The organism is Rhodococcus sp. NPDC059179, from assembly GCF_042754885.1.
GTDB lineage: Bacteria > Actinomycetota > Actinomycetes > Mycobacteriales > Mycobacteriaceae > Rhodococcus_G.
Genome location: NZ_JBHZBV010000007.1, coordinates 71,826 through 90,581, shown reverse-complemented (window position 1 = coordinate 90,581; position 18,756 = coordinate 71,826). Strand labels below are relative to the sequence as shown.

Below are 18,756 nucleotides of genomic sequence, written 5' to 3'. Positions count from 1 at the left end.
GCGGTCCTCGTGAGACCTCGGCGGCGCTCGATGTGTCCCTACTTCTCAGCATCCACCTTTGACGGCGCGGCGCAAGTGAGCCGCCCCATGAGCGAGAGTGCGCTGGATGAACCGGGCGAGGGGCTCAGTTCGTCAGAAGCAGCAGGGCGATGACGACAGCGGCGAGGTGCGCCAGGATGAACGCGGTCCAGGCGGGCGTGCTGGCGTCCGGGTTGCCGAAGTCGCCGTACTTGACGTGGAAGACGACCGCCGACGCGAACAGCACCAGCAGCCCGGTCGCGGCGGCGACCCCGATGTGCCACTGAAAGTGTCCCGCCACCAGTCCCACCGAGCCCGCCAGCTCGGCCGCCCCGATGAAGCGGACACGGGCAGGGCTCAGCCCGCGGTCGCGCAGCGCCGTCCAGGTCGGGCCCCGCAGCGTGACCTTGGGCAGGCCGGTCCCGAGCACGGCGATCGCGAGGACAACGGTGCAGGCGACGGTGAGGATCTCCATGGCGTGTCCTTCTGCGTGAGGGTCGGTCCCCGGTGACGTCGTGTCCGGCGGTCGCGGTCAGCGGCGGTGCAGGCGCAGCCGGAACCCCTCGGGCTTGAGGGTGAGCAGCTCGGTGACGTCGAGCTGGTAGTCGGGCTCGGGCTCGAGGTCGTAGCGGTGCAGCAGCAGCGCCAGGGCCATCACGATCTCGTGGATCGCGAACTGCCTGCCGATGCAGGAGCGGATGCCGGTGCCGAACGGCTTGTAGATGTGGCCGGGGCGCTTCCTGACGTTCGCGGGAAGGAACCGGTCCGGGTCGAAGGCGTCGGGATTCTCGCCCCAGGCGCGGTCACGGTGCAGCTGCGGCAGCAGCACGAACGCGGCCTCGCCCGCCTTCATCGGGTAGCGGCCGCCCAGCACCGTGTCCTCGCGGGCCTCGCGCATGTAGCCGGGCGCGGTCGGCCACAGCCGCAGCGTCTCGTCGAGGACGCGCCGCACGTACCGCAGCTTCGGGATCTGCTCGAACTCCGGTGCCGGGTCGGTGCCCCGCGGCCACATCGAGTAGATCTCGGTCCTGGCCCGCTCGGCGACGTCGGGGTTGTTCGCCAGGTAGTACAGCGCGAACGCCAGCGCGCCCGACGAGGTCTCGTGGCCGGCGATGAGGAAGGTGATCACCTGGTCGCGGACGTTGTCGTCGTCGAGGCGCTCGCCGGAGTCGGGATCCTCGGCGGACAACATCAGGCCGAGGAGGTCGTCGCGGTGCTCGTCCGGGTTGGCGCGCCGCGAGCGGATCACCTCGTCGACCACGTCGGCCATGTATCGCAGGTCGGCTCGGTTCCCGCGGATCTCCTTGCGGCGTATCACCCTGTCCAGCATCGGGACCGGGATCGTGAACGACGCCTTCTGGGCGAAGGTCAGCGAACGGACCATCGCGCCGACGAACGGGTCCTGTTCCGCGCGGTGGAAGGAGCCGAACTCGTATCCGAAACCGGTCCGGCCGATCGTCTCGAGGGTCACCTTGGTCATGTCAGGGGTGACCTCGACGGGCGAGGAGTCGCATCGCTCGTCCCAGTGCTCGATCAGCTCGCGCACGGTGTCGAGCATCGTCTGGTGGTAGCTGCGCATCGCGGACTGGGTGAAGGCGGGCATCAGGATGTTGTGGGCCCTCGACCAGTTCGGCTCGGAGTTGTAGGCGGTGAACAGCCCGTCCCGGCCGATCGGCCGCAGGTTCTGCAGCGCGATTCCGACGTGCTTCTGGAATCGTGTCTCGTCGTTCAGTTCGGTGGCCAGGTCCGCGCCGGAGACGATGGTGAACACGTAGTTGAGGATCTTGCGTTCGTAGACCGGGCCGAGGCTCCGCGCGCAGGCCATCGCGTGCTGCGTCGGCTTGGTGACATCGACGCCGATGAGGTCCCCGAGCAGCGGGATCCGGTGCGGCGGGTGGGGCATCGACGGACGATCGACCGTGAGGACTGCCATGGCTCCATCCTGTCCTGCTCGAGGCGGACCGGGTGGCCGAATGTGGCCATCGCCGGTGCCAGGAGTCATGGACGCGGCTGTCCGTCGCCGGGAGCTGGGCCCTGGCGCCGACGCAGACCCAGCCGCAGGCCAACCGGTTTGAGCGTGAACTCCTCGGCCACCTCGAGCCGGTAGCCGGGCTCGGGGTCGAGGTCGTAGCGGTGCAGGATCAGCGCGAGAGCGAGCACGGACTCGTGCAGGGCGAGCTGGCGTCCGATGCATGAACGCATGCCGGTGCCGAACGGTTTGTAGATCCCGGTCGGTCGGGTGCGGGCGCGGTCGGGCAGGAATCGGTCCGGGTCGAACGTCAGCGGGTCCGGGCCCCACGCCGGGTCGCGCTGCACCTGCAGGGTCAGCGCCAGCATGGCCTGACCCTTCTCCACGGGGTGACCGCCGAGTACGGTGTCCTGTTTCGGTTCACGGAAGTAGCCGGGGGCGATCGGCCACAGCCGCAGCGTCTCGTCGACGACGCGGCGCAGGTACTTCAGCTTGTGGATGTCGCCGAACACCGGCTCCGGCTCGGTTCCGGCCGGCCACAGCGAGTAGAGCTCGGCGCGGGCCCGGTCCGCGATCTCGGGGTGAGTCGCCAGCAGATGCAACGCGAACGACAGTGTGCCCGAGGTGGTCTCGTGCCCGGCATTGAGGAACGTGATCACCTGGTTGCGGATGTTCTCGTCGTCGAGTCGCTGCCCCGTCTCGGGGTCGGCGGTGGTGAGCATCAGGGCGAGCAGGTCGTCGGGCTGAGCGGCCGGGTCCGCGCGGCGGGCGCGGATGACGTCGTCGACCACCCCGCGGGCATACGCCACATCCTCCTCCTGCTGTGTGACGGACTTGTGGTGCAGCAGGTTCTCCACCCAGTGCACCGGGATGTGGAACCCGGCGCGCCCGATATAGGCGAAGGTGCGCGAGACTGCCGCGGCGTAGGGGTCGGGCTCGGCGGAGGTGAAGGAGTTGAAGCGGTAGCCGAAACCGATCCGCGCGATCGTCTCCAGCGTCAGCTTGCTCGTGTCGGTGTGCACGTCGACGGTGCCGGTGCCGACCCGTTGATCCCAGTATCCGATCAGCTCGCGCGCGGTCTCGAGCATGGTGTCGTGATAGTTCTTCATCGCGGACAGGGTGAAGGCGGGCATCAGGATGTTGTGGGCCCGGGACCAGTTCGGTTCGTCGCTGTATGCGGTGGCCAGGGCGTCGCCGAGGAACCGCCGGGACTCCTCGAAGCCGAATCCGATGTGCTTGCCGAACCGCTTCTCGTCGCCGAGTTCGGCATAGAGCTCGGGCCCCGAGACGACGGTCAGGTGCTTGTTGAAGATCTTGGTGTCGTAGATGGGGCCGAGCTGGTCAGCGAGTTCGGCCAGTTTTTGCGCGGGACGGGCGGGATCGGCGGTCAGGAGATCGCCCAGGATGGGGATCCGGTGCGGCGGGTGCGGAAGTGTGGTGGTGCTCATCGCGGTTTCACTCCGATGCTCGAGATCGGGAACTCGCCGGGCGCGCAGCTGATGACGAGCCGTTTCCTCATCTTCGCGCAAATCGGATGCCTTGTCGCGGGTCGGTTTGTCAGCTCAGTTCAGGTTCGGCGGGGCGCCGACGCACCCAGCCCATCGCTACGCCGCACGCAACGATCACGGCCACCGGCACGGCCGCCGACGCCAGTGACCAGACGCTCGGTGACCCGAGTGCGCGCTCGGTCAGGGGGCTGTACGCCGTCCACCCGAACTGGGCCGTGAAGGGCACCACGAGCACGGCGGGCGCGGCCAGGGCGGTGCTGGTCACCGACGGGCTCGACGGCAGGCTCGCGACGACCGTGTATCCGGCCGCGAGCGGCAGCCCCAGCAGGACCGCGCCGATGTGCAGGTTGTCCCACGGCGGCTGGTCGAGCGTCGCGGACGCGGCGACCACGGCGAGCGCCGCGACTCCCGCCAGCGGCCGAGGCAGGCGTCGACCGAGCAGCGCGCCGAGCAGGACGAGGACGACCGTCACCAGCAACCAGGGCGACGCGTGGCGGTCCATCCCGCCCGGGTAGCCCGTTTCGGCGGCGGCGATGAACGCCATCGAGCCGAGCAGCACCGCCCCGAGACGTCCGGGCAGCCACAGCGCGGCGGCGAGCACCACCGGAACCACGGCGATCCCGCACACCCAGCGTCCCGGCGTGCCGGTGGTCGGAGTCTCGAGGGTGCGGACAAACCACCAGTACAGCGCCAGCCCGACGAGGGGCACGAGGATCCCCACCACCAGTTGGCGCCCGCGGGCCCCGGCCGGGTTCCCGGGCTCGCCGGGCCCGTGGTCCGGCGACGCGCCCGACCGGACCAGCGCGACGATCAACAGCGCCGCGGTCGAGGCCAGGAGAACGAGCACGACAAGGCCCGCGGGCCCGGACGAATCGGTCGAGCGTCCCGCGTCGACCAGGTAATCCGCGTATCTCCGCGGCATCGACGACTGCCGATAGGTCTCCAGGGGTCCGGCGACCAGTGACCCGGCGATCACACCCGCCGCCAACGCCGCCTGCGGAAGAGAGCTGGTGCACAGTCCGGCGAGCCCGCCGAGCAGCAGTCCGGCGCCGATCGCGTTCGGATACAGCTCGAACTGCCAGGTCCCCGACAGCGCCGCGACCGCCAACAGTGCGATGCCCGCCAGTGCCGCTCCTGCCGACCGCCGTTGACCGCGGACCCACCACGCGACGAGAGTCGCCACGACCGCGCCGAGGGCCGCGCCCGCGACGTCGCTGTAGAACAGGATGTCCAACCGCGCGTCGTCGGTGACGATCGCGTAATCGCCTGGCATGGTCGACGCCAGCGCGATCCCGGCGGCGAGGCCGCCGAGCGCCGCGCATCCTGACAGGGCTTTGAGATTCACACTCGACTCCGATTGCGTAGGTCGTCCCCTATTGGTTGCGGGTCGGCCGCGATATCTCCGTCCGCCGGTCGCCGCCGCGTCCGCGAACTAGCATCACTGCTTGCACGGTCGCGGTCGTCACGGACACGCTGGCCAAGGGAGAGGGAAGCTGATGGATTTCGCACCCACCGAGCGCTGCCAGGAGTACCGCGACAGGCTGCTGGCGTTCATGGACGAGCGGATTTACCCGGCTGAGGCGGTCTACGAGCAGCAGATGCGCGAGTCGGCGGACCCGCACTTCCAGCCGCCGATCATCGAGGAACTCAAGGTCGAGGCGCGGGCGCGCGGGCTGTGGAACCTGTTTCACCCGCACCCCGAGCTGGGACCGGGACTGACCAACTCCGAGTACGCGCCGCTGGCCGAGATCATGGGTCGCAGCCATCTGGCGTCCGAGGCGTGCAACTGCTCCGCACCGGACACCGGAAACATGGAGGTGCTCACGCTTTTCGGCACCGACGAGCACAGGGAACGCTGGCTGCGGCCGCTGTTGGACGGCAGCATCCGATCCGCGTTCGCCATGACCGAGCCTGACGTGGCCAGTTCGGATGCGACCAACATCGCGATGACCATGGTCCGGGACGGCGACGCCTGGGTGCTCAACGGTCGCAAGTGGTGGACGTCGAATGCGTTGCACACCAACTGTCGGGTGCTGATCGTGATGGGCAAGACCGATCCCACCGGTCCCGTCTACAGCCAGCAGTCGATGATGGTGGTGCCGATCGACGCCCCAGGGATCACAGTGGTGCGCGGGCTTCCGGTGTTCGGCTATCAGGACCGTGAGGGGCACGCCGAGGTGCTGTTCGAGAATGTCCGCGTGCCCGACGCCGACGTATTGGCAGGTCCCGGTGCGGGTTTCATGATCAGTCAGGCCCGACTCGGGCCGGGGCGCATCCACCACTGCATGCGTGCGGTGGGGATGGCGGAGCGCGCGCTGGAGCTGATGTGCCTGCGGGCCTCGACCAGGGTCACCTTCGGGCGTCCGCTGAGCGCCCGCGCCAACATCCAGGACTGGATCGCCGAGGCGCGCATCGAGATCGAGATGGCCAGGTTGCTGACGCTCAAGGCGGCGTGGCTGATGGACACCGTCGGCAACAAGGAGGCGCGCACCGAGATCGCCGCCATCAAGGTGGCCGCGCCACAGATGGCGCTCAAGATCGTCGACCGCGCCATCCAGGTGCACGGAGGTGGCGGGGTGTCCGACGACTTCCCGCTGGCGATGATGTACGCGCACCTCCGCGCGTTGCGGCTCGCCGACGGACCCGACGAGGTACACAAACGAACCATCGCGCGTCAGGAGCTGCGGCCGTACCGGCTCGCGGCCGAGGCGTCCGGCGCGGTCTCGACATGACCGAATCCACCGCCGCACAGTCCGTCACAGGGAAGGGAACCCGATGAGCAACGCCGTAGGGCTCGACGAAGAGGCGGTGTCGAACTGGATCGCCGACATGGGGGTCGGCGCCGTGGCGCCGCTCGACTTCAAGCGGATCGGCAACGGCCAGTCGAATCTGACCTACCTGGTGTCCGACGCAGGCGGCGGTCAGTGGGTGCTGCGCAGGCCGCCGCTCGGGCACCTGCTGGCGTCCGCACACGACGTGGCCCGCGAGTACCGGATCCTGTCCGCGTTGCAGGGGACCGGGGTGCCGGTGCCGAAAGTTCTCGGCCTGACGGAGGATCCGGCGATCACCGACGCGCCGCTGATGCTGATGAGCTTCGTCGACGGCGTCGTGATCGACAGCATCGGCGTGGCCAAGGACCTGACGCCGGAGCGTCGGCGTGCCACCGGGCTGTCAATGCCCAAGGCGTTGGCCAGCATTCACGGGGTCGACCTCGAGCTCGCCGGCCTGGACGATCTCGCGAGCCACTCGCCGTACGCGGAGCGTCAGCTCAAGCGCTGGTCCGGGCAGTGGGCGAAGTCGAAGACCCGCGACATCCCGGCGGTCGACGAGCTGGCGGCGTTGCTGACCCGCTCGATACCCGCTCAGACCGAACTGACCCTGGTGCACGGCGATTTCCACCTGAGCAACGTGATCACCGCACGCGACGACGGGCGGGTGGTCGCGGTGGTGGACTGGGAGCTGTGCACGCTGGGTGATCCGCTCGCCGACGTCGGCGCGCTGCTCGCGTACTGGGCGCAGGCAGGCGACGAGGTGCCGGGGCCCTTCGCGGCGTCGACGCTGGAGGGCTTTCCGACCAGGGAGGAGCTGGCGAAGGCCTACATGCACGAGACCGGAAGGGATCCGGCCGCGCTTGGTTTCTGGCACGCGCTGGCGCTGTGGAAGATCTCGATCATCGCAGAGGGGGTGCTGCGGCGGACGATGGAGGATCCGCGGAACACGGCCGCGGTCGGCGCGCCCTCGACCAAGTTGATCGACGACATCGTGGCGCAGGCGATGGACATCGCCAGGAAGGCCGGGCTCCGCTAGCCCAAACCGTTGACGATTCGTGATCAAAAATGTCTTGCCAAAGAGATTTCTAAAACGTGACGGCGGTCACGCTCGATGGTGCACACTTCTCGGCAAGCCGGAACCACGGCGACAGAGAACACGCTGAAGGAGAACACCATGGAAAAGATCCTCGCCCTGCTGATGCCGCTTCTCAGTAGCCTGTCGGCGGATTCCGAGACTCCGCCGACCACCCCGCCGACCACCACGACGTAGCTCCAGGCACTGCCCGAACGCCCCGCTCTGCAGAGCGGGGCGTTCGGTGTTTCCGTCGGTCGGGGAGCGGGTGACCCGGGCTCAGTCGGCGCGGACCAGTCGGCTCACGGCGGCGTGGATCTCCCCAGGGATGGCCACCGGTCGGCGGGTCTGCGCGTCGACGTAGACGTGCACGAACCGGCCTGTCGCGGCGAGGTCGAGGGCGCCGCCGGATCCCTCGCGGAAGATCGCCAGCGCGTAGACGATGCTGCGGGTGCCGAGCCGGTCCACGGACAGGCCGACCTGCAGCTGATCGGGAAAGCTCAGCTCGCTGCGGTACGTGCAGGACGTCTCGGCGACCACCCCGATCGCGGGCAGGTCGCGGATGTCCACCCCGACGGTCGACATCAGCCAGCCGTTCACCGCGGTGTCGAAGTACGAGTAGTAGGTGACGTTGTTGACGTGGCCGTAGTGGTCGTTGTCCGCCCAGCGGGTGGGTACCGGCCACAGCACGGGATAGTCGGCGGCGGTCGGGTCGGGCGGGGAGGAGGGCATGGGCCGACCCTAGCCCCGCCCGAAGTCTTCCCATCAGTGGACTTCGAGCACGAGGCACTGGATCGGGCACGGTGCGTGTCGGACCCCCCGCCTACCGTTGGGTTCACCCCCCACACAAGGAGTGCTGATGACCTCGGAACCGCAGACGCCGATCGTGTTTCTCAGCGGGGCAGGGCTTCCGGCCTGGATCTGGGATGAGGTGCGAGCCTCGCTGCCCGTCGACTCGGTCGTCGCGGGGTACCCGAAGCTGGCGCGCGCGACGCTGCGGGACTACGCGGAGGCGGTGCTGGCGCAGGCGCCCGACGGGGAGTTCACCATCGTTGCGCATTCGATCGGCGGGGTCGTGGCGAGTGAGGTCGTGGCCGTCGCGCCCGAGCGGGTCGGCGGGCTGCTCGGCGTCGCGGCGTCCGTGCCTGCGGCGGGACGGTCGTTCCTCGGCGCCCTGCCCGCGCCTGGGCGGCAGATCGTCGGACTGATCATGCGGGTCGCGGGCACCAGGCCGCCCGAGAAGGTGATCCGAGCCGGATTGTGCTCCGGGATCGGCGCGGCGGACGTCGCGCGCATCGTCGCGGACTTCGAGCCGGAATCCCAGCGCCTGTACCGCGATCGCGTCTCGGCTCGGGTCCTGCCCGCGCGGACCGGATATGTCATGACGACGCGGGACAAGGAATTCCCGGTGGCGCTGCAGGGCCGGTACGCCGACGAGCTCGGCGCCGGGTGGCGGCGGGAGGTGGCGGCGGGGCACCTGCCGATGCTGGAGGACCCGGCGACGCTGAGCCAGATCCTCAAGGAGTTCGTGGCCGGGGCCTGATACCCCGCAGGACCAGCCGGATCAGCAGTCCGGCAACGAGGGCCCAGAAGGCCGACCCGATGCCGAGGATCCCGACACCCGACGCGGCGATGAGGAAGGTGAGCACGGCCGCCTCCCGATCGGATTCCTCGGACACCGCGGCGGCGAGGGAGGCGCCGAGGATGGCGAGCAGCGCCAGTCCCGCGACGGCCTCCACCACGCCCCGCGGCGCGGCGACGACCAGGGTCGCCAGCGCCGCCGAGCACAGGGCGAGCACCAGGTAGGAGCAGCCGGCCGTGAAGGCGGCGACCCAGCGCCGCTTCGGGTCCGGATGCGCGGAGGGCGCGGCGGACAGCGCGGCGCTGATCGCGGCCAGGTTGATCGCGTGGCCGCCCGCGGGCGCCCCGATCACGGTGCCGATGCCGGTGACGGTCATCGCGGATCTCCACGGCACCCGGTACCCGAAGGACGACATCACCGCGGTCCCCGGGATGTTCTGCGAGGCCATCGTCACGATGTACAGCGGCACCGCGATGCCGACCATCGCCTGCCAGGTCCAATGCGGGGCGGTGAGGTCGAGCGTCGGCAGCAGCGCGGCGGTGTCGAGGGTGCCGTCGCCTGCGGCGATGCTGATGCCGATCACCACGGCGGCCGCGGCGAAGGCGGCGGGCACGGCCCAGCGTTTGGAGATCCGCAGCAGGACCAGCCAGACCAGGATGACCGGGGCGACCGCGGCGGGCGAGTCTCGGAACGCGGTGATCGGGGCGAGGCAGAGCGGGAGCAGCACCCCCGCGAGCATGGCTTGGGCGAGCGCGGTAGGGATCGACGCGATCAGTCGGCCCAGCCGGGGCCACAGCCCGGTGAGAGTGACCGCGAGGCCGACGATGACGAAGGCGCCCACCGCTGCGGGCCAGCCGCCGACGACCATGCCCGTTCCGGCCAGCAGCGCGGCGCCGGGGGTGGACCAGGCCAGGGTGATCGGCATCCGGTAGAAGCGGGAGAGCCAGAGCATGCCGATCGCCTGGGTGACGCACAGCGCCATCAGGCCGGACGCGGCCTCGGTCGGACTCGCGCCGACCGCGCGCAGGCCGGTGAGCACCACCGCGAAGGAGCTGGTGAAGCCGACGAGCGCGGTGACCACGCCCGCGCTGATCGGGTGCGAGAGGCCCGGATCGCGCGCGACGGCGTCGGCCGGTTCGGCTCCCGCAGGCTCGGGCTCGAGGGTTCTTGACACGTCGGCCATCTTGCCGCAGTCGTCGAAGGGGGCACGCGGGACATCCGGGTCCGGCCGCCTCGACTCCGCCCCGCCGAGCGTGCAGCTAGCGTCGCCGCACCTGGGCGTTCACTCCGAAAACTGCACCCTCGAGAGACCTAGGTGCGCACCTTCTTGACCACGAACAGCAGGATCACCGCGCCGAGCAGGCAGGTGAAGAAGCTGAAGATCAGCCCACCGCCCTTGACGTCGACGCCGACGAGGTTGAGCAGGAAGCCGCCGAGCAGGCCGCCGACGATGCCGACGACGATGTTGAGCAGGATGCCCTGCTGCTCCGAGGTGCCCATCATCTTGCTACCGATCCAGCCTGCGAGCCCACCGATGATGATCCAGCCGATGATGCCGAGTCCGAGCATTGTTGACTCCTTGATCGATGGTGGTCCGCGCCACCGCGGCGCGTGGTCAACGGTAGCGAAATCCGGCCTGTTCCGGCCGCGGACCAGGCCGTCGCACGCGAGATCGTGATCGAGTCGACAGCGTCGGGAACGGCCGGGTCGAGGGTGCCCGCGCCGGTAGGGTGGAAGCCACATGGAGATCGTGATCCGGTCGACGTCCGAAGAGGTCGCCTCGACCGTCGCAGACATCGTCGAGCACCACGTACGCCGCGGCCCGACGACGCTCGGCCTCGCGACCGGATCGTCCCCGCTCGGCAGCTACCGCGAGCTCGTGCGGCGGCATCACGAAACCGGATTGGACTTCTCGTCCGTCCGGGTCTTCCTGCTCGACGAGTACGTCGGGCTTCCGAAAGGCCATGAGCAGTCTTACTTTTCCGTGATCCGGTCCGAATTCGTCGATCGGGTGAAACTCGACCCCTGCCGCGTGCAGTGGCTCGACGGGCAGGCGCCAGACCTGGCCGCGGAGGCCGCCCGCTACGACGCCGCCATCGCCGAGGCAGGCGGCATCGACGTGCAACTGCTCGGAATCGGCACCGACGGTCACATCGGCTTCAACGAACCGGGATCGGCGTTGACCTCACGGACGCGGATCAAGACGCTCACCGAGCAGACCCGCCTCGACAACGCCCGCTACTTCGGCAGCGTCGACGACGTTCCGCACCACGTGCTGACCCAGGGGCTCGGCACCATCGGCGAGGCCGGGCACCTGGTGCTGGTCGCGGTCGGTGCGGGCAAGGCCGACGCCATCGCCGCGGCGGTGGAGGGCCCGCTCAGCGCGTTCTGCCCGGCCTCGGTGATCCAACTGCACGGGCACGCGACCGTGGTCATCGACGAGGCGGCGGCGAAACGGCTTGTGCTGTCGGACTACTACCGGTACGCGCTGCGGCACAAGCCGGCGTGGCAGCAGTTCTGATTCGGCGGCTCTCGAGTCAAACGGGGACGGGCACGGGCCGCGGGGAGTAGGTTCGGCAGGCAAGCGCACGTCGACGACGGGACCCGGCGATGACAGCACAGGTCGTGACCAGGACGCATGTGACCCAGACGCTTGAGACCCAGCCGACTGACACCCAGACGCGCAGACGCCGTGGACTGTTCGCGGCCGCGGCCGTCACTCTGCTCGTAGCGGCGGGGTGCTCCGACGGTTCGACCTCCGGTTCATCGGATACCGGCGCGGCGCCGACCGCCGCGGTGACAATCGATTCCGGCCTCGCGCAGCGGCTCGACGCGGCCATCGAGGCCACGATGGCGCAGACCTCGGTGCCAGGCACGATCGTCGGGGTCTGGGGACCCGACGGCAACTACGTGAAGGCGTTCGGGGTGGCGGACAAGGACACCCGCGCTCCGATGCAGACCGACTTCTACAGCCGGATCGGCAGCCTGACCAAGACGTTCACGGCTACCGGCGTGCTGCAGCTGGTCGACGAGGGCAAGGTGGGTCTCGACGACCCGATCTCGAAGTACATCGACGGCGTCCCCGCAGGCGATCAGATCACCATCCGCCAACTCGCCCGGATGCAGAGCGGTCTGGCCAACTACTCGGAGAGCGACGCCTTCCAGAAGGCGTTCTTCGCGAACCCCCGAGCGAACTTCACCCCGCAGCAGGTCCTGGGCTATGCGTTCGCCGAGCCGGCGACGTTCCCGCCGGGCCAGGGGTTCCAGTACTGCAACACCAACTACACGCTGCTGGGACTCGTCGTGGAGAAGGTCAGCGGACTCTCTCTCCCGGACTACGTGCAGCAGAAGATCCTCGATCCCTTGCGGATGGAGAGGACGGTCTTTCCCACTACCAACGCGTTCCCGGAGCCGCACGCGCAGGGCTACACCGTGCAGACCGCCGACGGCAAGGAAGCCGCGGCCACCGACTGGGATCCGTCGTGGGGATGGGCGGCGGGAGCGATGATCTCGACCCTCGACGATCTGCACACCTGGGGCCCCGCGCTCGCGACCGGAACGCTGCTGAAGCCGGAAACGCAGGCGCAGCGGCTCGAGACGGTGAGCATCCCGGGTCATGCCGCGGATATCGGGTACGGCCTGGGGATCTTCGACGTCGCAGGCTGGATCGGGCACAACGGCAGCCTGCCCGGGTACCAGACCGTCACGGTCTACCTGCCGGAGAAGCAGACCACCCTGGTCATCATGACGAACACCGACGAGGCGTATCAGGGCACCGAACCGAGCACCTTGCTGGGCACCGCCATCACAGAGGTCATCTCTCCGGATCACGTCTACCGGCTGGCCGCGACCGCGCAGGCACCCGCGGCGACGGCGTCGACCGAACCCACCCGCTGACCGGACCCATCCGCGCGACCCCTCGGCTCCGAAGACCTTGCGAACTACCATGCAGGGGAGCGGAGGCGGGCATGCCGGCTACGAGTTCGACGTCCAGAAACAGCGATCCCATCGCCTCGAGGCCGAGGCGGCGACTGATCGCGCGGGCGGCGTCGGGGGTGGTCGCCGCGGGCGTCGTCCTGGGCGTCGGCGAGCTGCTGTCGGCGCTGACCGGCCCGGATTCGTCGCCCTTCTACGCGGTCGGGTCGACCACCGTCGACCGCAGCCCGGCCTGGGCGCGCGAATTCGCCATCTCGACCTTCGGCACCAGCGACAAGCCGGCGCTGTTCGTCGGGATGTCGGTCCTCATCGCGGTGACCGCGGCGGTCGCGGGCATCGTCGAGCGCCGGCGGCGGCCGTACGGCAGCGCGATCCTCGTCGGGCTCGGTCTGGTCGGGGTGTACGCCGCCGCCACGCGGCCGGGCGCGGGCTGGGTCGACACCGTGCCGACGGTAATCGGGGTGGTCCTGGGCATCGTGGTGCTGCGGCTGCTCACCGCCGAACTCGGCGATCAGCCGCGCGGCCGTGCCGAGGGGATGCCCCGCAGGCGGTTCCTGGTCCTCGCGTCGGTCGCCGCCGCCGTCGCCGCCGCGGCGGGCGTCGCCGGGCGGCAGATGAATCAGCGGCTCAGCGGGGTGCTCGACAGCAGACGCCGGGTGACGATTCCCGCGGTCGCGGACCGGGCGGCGCCGATCCCGCCCGGCGTCGACATCGAGGTGCCCGGCGCGACGTCGTTCATCACCCCGAACCCGATCTTCTACCGGATCGACACCGCGCTGCAGGTGCCCAGGCTGACGACGGAGGACTGGCGCCTGCGCATCCACGGGATGGTGGACCGGGAGGTCACGCTGACCTGGGACCAGCTCCTGCGGCGGACGCCCCTCGAGCGCAGGATCACGCTGACCTGCGTCTCGAACGAGGTGGGCGGCGACCTGGCGGGCAACGCCACCTGGATCGGATTCCCGATGGCGGACCTCCTCGACGAGGTCGGCGTGCAGGGCGATGCGGACATGCTGCTGTCGACGAGCGTCGACGGCTTCACGGTCGGTACGCCGGTCGAGGTGCTGCGCGACGGGCGCGACGCGATGCTGGCCGTCGCGATGAACGGCGAACCGCTTCCGCTCGAGCACGGGTTCCCGGTCCGTCAGGTGGTGCCGGGACTGTACGGCTACGTCTCGGCCACCAAGTGGGTCGTCGACTGGGAGCTCACCAGATTCGATCGGGCGCAGGCGTATTGGACGAAGCGGGGATGGGGGGCCAGGGGACCGATCAAGACGGCCTCGCGCATCGACGTGCCCGCCGCCTTCGCTCCGGTGCCGGTGGGGCGGGTGCTGATCGCAGGCACCGCGTGGGCGCAGCACCGCGGCATCGAGAAGGTGGAGGTGCGGGTGGACGAGGGTCCCTGGCAGACCGCGACCCTGGCGCCGGAATACTCCCTCGACACCTGGCGTCAGTGGACCTGGCAGTGGGACGCGCCCGAGGGGGTGCACAACGTGCAGGTGCGGGCCACCGACCTCGACGGCAACGTGCAGGTGGAGGAGCGCACCCCGCCGATCCCCGACGGCGCCACCGGCTGGCACGGTCGCACCATCACCGTGCGCTGACCGGCCGTCGAGTGTGCACCTGCCGACGGCGCACCTGGCGGTTTGCCCCGAAAGCTGCACGCTCGGCGACCCGCGGCGCTGGCGTCGAGTGTGCACCTGCTGGCGGCTCACCTGGCGGTTTGCCCCGACAGCTGCACTCTCGGCGGGGGTACGGTGTGGCCATGGTGGCAATCGACGTGATCCGCGGTGACATCACGACATTCGAGGCGGACGCGATCGTGAACGCGGCGAACTCCGGATTGCTCGGCGGCGGGGGAGTCGACGGCGCCATTCACCGCGCAGGCGGCCCGAGGATCCTCGAGGAGTGCCGACGGCTGCGCGCGACGACCTTGCCGGACGGGCTGCCCGCGGGGGACGCCGTCGCGACCGCCGCGGGAAATCTGCTCGCGCGCTGGGTGATTCACACGGTCGGCCCCGTGTATTCGGCAGGCGAGGATCGCTCCGCGGTGCTGCGGTCGGCGTACACCCGCAGCCTCGAGGTGGCCGACGAGCTGGGCGCGCGGACGGTCGCGTTCCCGCTGATCTCGGCAGGCGTCTACGGCTGGCCGCACGCGGACGCCGTGCACCAGGCCGTCACCGCGGTGCGCCGAGCGGACACCTCCGTGGAGGCGGTCACCTTCGTCGCGTTCAGCGAGCAAATGGCCGAGCTGCTGCGACGCGAGCTCGGGGTGCTCGTCACGGCCGAGGAACTCGCGGCTCGGCTGGGCGCGGCCCGGCCGCCGGTGCTGCTCGACGTCCGCTGGGCGCTTGGCGACCCGAACGGCCGGGAGCACTTCCTGGCCGGACACATTCCCGGTGCCCGGTTCGTCGACCTGGAGACCGAGCTCGCCGCGCCGCCCGCACCCGAGCTCGGCAGGCACCCGCTGCCGGGGATCGCGGACCTGCAGGCCTGCGCCCGGCGGTGGGGGATCGACGACGGCGACGCGGTCGTCGTCTACGACGCCACCGGAAACACCGCCGCCGCGCGCGCCTGGTGGTTGCTGCGCTGGGCCGGGGTGGCCGACGTGCGGATGCTCGACGGCGGTCTGTCGGCGTGGACGTCGGCGGGGTTGGTACTGGAATCCGGTGCGGGCCAATCGGCCCCGGGCGGGAACGTCGTGCTCACCATCGGACACCTGCCGACAGTGACGGCGGACGAGGCCGGGGAGCTGGCGGCGGACGGGGTGTTGCTCGACGCCAGGGCAGGCGAGCGCTACCGCGGCGAGGCGGAGCCGGTCGATCCGCGCGCCGGGCACATTCCCGGTGCGCGCAGCGCTCCGACGACCGAGAACCTCGACGGCACCGGGCGATTCGTGGACACCGAGGCGCTGCGCCTGCGGTTCGCCCGGCTGGGGGCAGACGGCTCAACGCCGGTCGCGGTCTACTGCGGGTCCGGGGTCAACGCCGCGCACCAGGTCGCCGCGCTCGCCATCGCCGGGACCGAGGCTGCCCTGTACCCGGGGTCGTGGTCGCAGTGGTCGAGCGATCCGGCGCGTCCCGCCGCGACCGGGCCAACGCCGTAGGGCAACGCCGCGGATGGTCAGGATCGCGAGTACTCGGAGGCCCGGCGGATCTGGTCGGGAGTCGGGCGCACCCCGGTGTACAGCTCGAACTGGGCGGCGGCCTGCAGCGCGATCACCTCGGCGCCGGTGATCACCGTCGTACCGAGGGCGGTCGCGGCCCGGATCAACGGGGTCTGCGGCGGCATCGCGACCACGTCGAATACCGCCTCGGCGGCTCCAACGGCGTCGCCGGAGAAGGGGGAACTCTCGGCCGCAGGTCCGCCCGCCATGCCGATCGGGGTCGCGTTGACCAGCAGCTGCGGCCGCCGCGCCCCGAGCTCGGGACTCCACTCGAAGCCGTACTGCCCGGCCAGTGCGCGTCCGGTGCCCTCATTGCGGGCGATGACCGTCACGTCGCCGAATCCGTTGTCGCGCAGCGCCGCGACTACCGCCTTGGCCATCCCGCCACTGCCCGCGACGGCGACGGTGAGGCCACGGGAGATCCGGTGCTCGGCGAGCAGGGTCGCGACCGCTTCGTAGTCGGTGTTGTACGCGTGCAGCCGGCCGTCGTCGTTGACGATGGTGTTCACCGAGGCGATCGCGGCGGCGGAATCGTGCATCACGTCGACGTGCTCGATGCAGGCTTCCTTGAACGGCATCGAGACACCGCAGCCGCGGATTCCGAGGGCCCGGATGCCCGCGATGGCGGCGGGCAGGTCGGTGGTGGTGAACGCCTTGTAGACGAAGTCCAGGCCCAGTTCCTCGTAGAGGTAGTTGTGGAACCGGGTGCCGATGTTCGACGGCCGCGCGGCCAGCGACATGCACAGGCGGGTGTCCTTGTTCAGGGCTTCTCGGATGGTCCGGCTCACCCGCTCGACGCTAACGCCGGGACTGTCGGTAGTCCACCCGTTCAGTCGCCGGTCGCGGTTGCCGTCCGATTTACCGGCTCGCCGACTCAATACACAGCGATCTCCGTGACGCTGGGGATGTGCGGACGATCGGTGGTCAGTGTGACCTCGACGCGGCCGGACCCCGTTGCGAGGTGTGTCCACGGCTCCGCCGGGAAGTCGATCACCCCTCCACTGACCTCGGTGGACCACGATCCAGCCGCGCCGGTACCGAGGTTGCGCCAGTGCAGCGTCGCAAGGACCGAGCACGGCATTCCAGGCGTCGTCAACACACCGACGAACGTCGCGTTCAGTCGAACGTAGACCAGCCCGAGCAGCCTGTCCGTAGCGACTGTGACTCCTCCGATCCGGCCGCCACAGGCGATTCCGTCAGCGACGGTCGCGGTGTCCGGAATGTTCACCCATCTGTCGCGCGTCGGATCCGCCGTCGCTGGCGCTCCTGCACAGAACAACCCCGCCAGCGTCAGTCCGCTGATCGCGATCGACTTGCCGAGCGTTGGACGAAACATAGTGCTCCGACGGTACCTCGGCGGTTGGCCTGACTGCCCGCGTCAGCCCGTGAACGGTGGGACGAACATGCAGGGCACCTCGCGTCGGTGTGCCGGGTCGAGCGCGTTGAGCGTCATGTAGGCCGCCCGCTTGGAGCCGGCGATGGCGGCGTGTTCGGAGTAGTCCTGCGCGCAGGTGTCCTGCACGACGATGTTGTTCACCGTGTAGCCGGGAGGACCCGGCACCTGGCCCTGGTGCAGGGCGATGGCCTCGTCGTAGCGGGTGGAGATGTTGGTGTAGTTGACGCCCCGGACATAGGGGGTGCCGCCGGCGTTGATCCGCTTGATGAAGTCGGCTTCGGCGCTCATCTCGCCGCAGCCCTGACAGACCGGCATCGCGGTCTCCGACACGCCGAGTTGCTTGGCGATGGCAGGGAACCCGTCCACCCCGAGAGCGGTGATACCCAGCCACGGCGGCGCGATCGAGACGTAGTTGGTGATCTTTCCCTCGCCGCCGAGGTGTTTGAGGTAGTACGTCGGGATCAGCGTGCCCTGCGAGTGCCCGACGACATCCACCGTCTGTGCGCCGGTCGACGACAGCACCCGGTCCACGAAGGCCTTGAACTCGGCCGCGCTGTTCTCGAGCGGTGCCATGCCGCCGATCGCGGAGATCGGCCACGGCGCACCGGGAATCGCGCCGTAGGTCAGGGCGAACACGCAGAATCCCGCGTTCTTGAGCATCGGGACGTAGGCGCCCCAGTTGGTCTGCTGTCCGCCGCCCGTTCCGTGTACCAGCACCACCGGTCGCGGGTGCTCGGCCGACGGCGTGCATTCGAAATCGTTCGCCCCGGGCAGCGAGCCGCCGGGATTGGTCAGCTCGTTCGGGATGCCCGCGAAGAAATTGTAGTTCTCGGGTAGCGGGTCGGCCTGCGCCGTGCCGGCCCCAAATGGCAGGAGCAGCGCGACAAGAAACAGGGCCAAGGCCGCGGTGCGTGACGCTCGGAACATCTACCCCCCAATTGCGGTACGGATCACCGAACCTAGCAATCGCTCGGTTGGTTGCATAGGGGGCAGATCGGGCCTTCGCAGGGCTCCCGAGGTCAGGGCATCGGGAACCGGGTCGCGGTGATCGATTCGAGGTTGCTGCCGTCGTGGCCGATCATCCAGGAACCGCCCTGGCGCTCGCAGTTCGCGAGGTCGTCGAATACCCGCATCAGGAAGTAGACGGAGAGGTCGGGCGTTGGCGTCAGTGCCAACTGGTGTGACTCGCCGGGCCGGGTCATGTCCAGCCAGACACCGGACTGCCCGTCCAATCGCAGGCCGACGATATGGGCTGCGTCGACGAACTGGTATCTACGCTGCTGCCACGGTGTGCTGTGCGAGTAGCCCTGTTCGAGCACCTGAACCAGTATGGTCATC

The 18,756-nt window shown here is 69.6% G+C and carries 18 protein-coding genes and 1 pseudogene; 8 read left to right on the top strand and 11 right to left on the bottom strand.

The features are described from left to right. Positions 1-124 precede the first annotated feature (124 nt). From ACFXMV_RS15625 to ACFXMV_RS15610, 4 genes are all read right to left on the bottom strand, one after another. Positions 125-493 (bottom strand): DoxX family protein, encoded by a 369-nt coding sequence (locus ACFXMV_RS15625; RefSeq protein ID WP_378499931.1) that lies wholly within the window; start codon positions 491-493, stop codon positions 125-127. 57 nt (positions 494-550) lie between these two features. Beyond that, entirely contained in the window at positions 551-1,951 is a 1,401-nt protein-coding gene (locus ACFXMV_RS15620; protein WP_378499932.1) for a cytochrome P450, read from the bottom strand. A gap of 65 nt (positions 1,952-2,016) precedes the next feature. Then, positions 2,017-3,435, bottom strand: a complete 1,419-nt coding sequence (locus tag ACFXMV_RS15615; protein WP_378499933.1) for a cytochrome P450 — start codon at positions 3,433-3,435, stop codon at positions 2,017-2,019. Positions 3,436-3,544: 109 nt separating this feature from the next. Beyond that, positions 3,545-4,840: a hypothetical protein gene (locus tag ACFXMV_RS15610; protein ID WP_378499934.1), complete on the bottom strand. Its 1,296-nt coding sequence runs from the start codon at positions 4,838-4,840 to the stop codon at positions 3,545-3,547. Between the two features lie 151 nt (positions 4,841-4,991). On the opposite strand from ACFXMV_RS15610, the gene ACFXMV_RS15605 reads away from it, so the two are divergent. After that, complete coding sequence (locus ACFXMV_RS15605; RefSeq protein WP_378499935.1) at positions 4,992-6,227, top strand: acyl-CoA dehydrogenase family protein; 1,236 nt, start codon at positions 4,992-4,994, stop codon at positions 6,225-6,227. Positions 6,228-6,270: 43 nt separating this feature from the next. Further along, entirely contained in the window at positions 6,271-7,302 is a 1,032-nt protein-coding gene (locus ACFXMV_RS15600) for a phosphotransferase family protein (RefSeq protein WP_378499936.1), read from the top strand. A gap of 315 nt (positions 7,303-7,617) precedes the next feature. Here the strand turns inward: ACFXMV_RS15600 and ACFXMV_RS15595 are convergent, their stop codons facing one another. Further along, positions 7,618-8,070, bottom strand: a complete 453-nt coding sequence (locus ACFXMV_RS15595) for an acyl-CoA thioesterase (RefSeq protein ID WP_378503067.1) — start codon at positions 8,068-8,070, stop codon at positions 7,618-7,620. 127 nt (positions 8,071-8,197) lie between these two features. Between ACFXMV_RS15595 and ACFXMV_RS15590 the strand changes: the two genes are divergently transcribed. After that, positions 8,198-8,881 (top strand): alpha/beta fold hydrolase, encoded by a 684-nt coding sequence (locus ACFXMV_RS15590; protein WP_378501198.1) that lies wholly within the window; start codon positions 8,198-8,200, stop codon positions 8,879-8,881. On the opposite strand, the gene ACFXMV_RS15585 is transcribed toward ACFXMV_RS15590, so the two are convergent. Together ACFXMV_RS15585 and ACFXMV_RS15580 are read right to left on the bottom strand one after the other, a co-directional pair. Further along, positions 8,856-10,103 (bottom strand): benzoate/H(+) symporter BenE family transporter, encoded by a 1,248-nt coding sequence (locus tag ACFXMV_RS15585; protein WP_378501197.1) that lies wholly within the window; start codon positions 10,101-10,103, stop codon positions 8,856-8,858. The genes ACFXMV_RS15590 and ACFXMV_RS15585 overlap by 26 nt on opposite strands. Before the next feature lie 128 nt (positions 10,104-10,231). Then, the gene (locus ACFXMV_RS15580) at positions 10,232-10,489 is read right to left on the bottom strand and encodes a GlsB/YeaQ/YmgE family stress response membrane protein (RefSeq protein ID WP_378501196.1); all 258 of its coding nucleotides are present in this window, start codon (positions 10,487-10,489) and stop codon (positions 10,232-10,234) included. 172 nt (positions 10,490-10,661) lie between these two features. On the opposite strand from ACFXMV_RS15580, the gene nagB reads away from it, so the two are divergent. From nagB to ACFXMV_RS15555, 5 genes and pseudogenes are all read left to right on the top strand, one after another. Then, a complete protein-coding gene (nagB, locus tag ACFXMV_RS15575; RefSeq protein WP_378501195.1) occupies positions 10,662-11,441 on the top strand; it encodes a glucosamine-6-phosphate deaminase in 780 nt (259 codons plus the stop codon). 89 nt (positions 11,442-11,530) lie between these two features. Further along, entirely contained in the window at positions 11,531-12,817 is a 1,287-nt protein-coding gene (locus ACFXMV_RS15570) for a serine hydrolase domain-containing protein (RefSeq protein ID WP_378501194.1), read from the top strand. 71 nt (positions 12,818-12,888) lie between these two features. Next, positions 12,889-14,460, top strand: coding sequence for a molybdopterin-dependent oxidoreductase (locus ACFXMV_RS15565; RefSeq protein WP_378503068.1), 1,572 nt, complete (start codon positions 12,889-12,891; stop codon positions 14,458-14,460). A gap of 161 nt (positions 14,461-14,621) precedes the next feature. Continuing rightward, positions 14,622-15,113, top strand: a pseudogene (locus tag ACFXMV_RS15560) (O-acetyl-ADP-ribose deacetylase); the annotation flags it as partial. Further along, positions 15,099-15,962: a sulfurtransferase gene (locus ACFXMV_RS15555; RefSeq protein ID WP_378500631.1), complete on the top strand. Its 864-nt coding sequence runs from the start codon at positions 15,099-15,101 to the stop codon at positions 15,960-15,962. The pseudogene ACFXMV_RS15560 and the gene ACFXMV_RS15555, both read left to right, overlap by 15 nt. Positions 15,963-15,979: 17 nt before the next feature. Here ACFXMV_RS15555 and ACFXMV_RS15550 read toward each other — a convergent pair whose 3' ends face one another. The 4 genes from ACFXMV_RS15550 to ACFXMV_RS15535 form a co-directional block, all read right to left on the bottom strand. Beyond that, the gene (locus tag ACFXMV_RS15550; protein ID WP_378500626.1) at positions 15,980-16,810 is read right to left on the bottom strand and encodes a shikimate 5-dehydrogenase; all 831 of its coding nucleotides are present in this window, start codon (positions 16,808-16,810) and stop codon (positions 15,980-15,982) included. A gap of 86 nt (positions 16,811-16,896) precedes the next feature. Further along, positions 16,897-17,358 carry a hypothetical protein gene (locus ACFXMV_RS15545; RefSeq protein WP_378500627.1) on the bottom strand — a complete coding sequence of 154 codons (462 nt, stop codon included), beginning with the start codon at positions 17,356-17,358 and terminating at the stop codon, positions 16,897-16,899. Positions 17,359-17,400: 42 nt separating this feature from the next. Then, positions 17,401-18,345 (bottom strand): esterase/lipase family protein, encoded by a 945-nt coding sequence (locus ACFXMV_RS15540; protein WP_378500628.1) that lies wholly within the window; start codon positions 18,343-18,345, stop codon positions 17,401-17,403. A 92-nt stretch (positions 18,346-18,437) separates the two neighbouring features. After that, a complete protein-coding gene (locus tag ACFXMV_RS15535) occupies positions 18,438-18,755 on the bottom strand; it encodes a hypothetical protein (protein ID WP_378500629.1) in 318 nt (105 codons plus the stop codon). Between the last annotated feature and the right edge of the window lies 1 nt (position 18,756).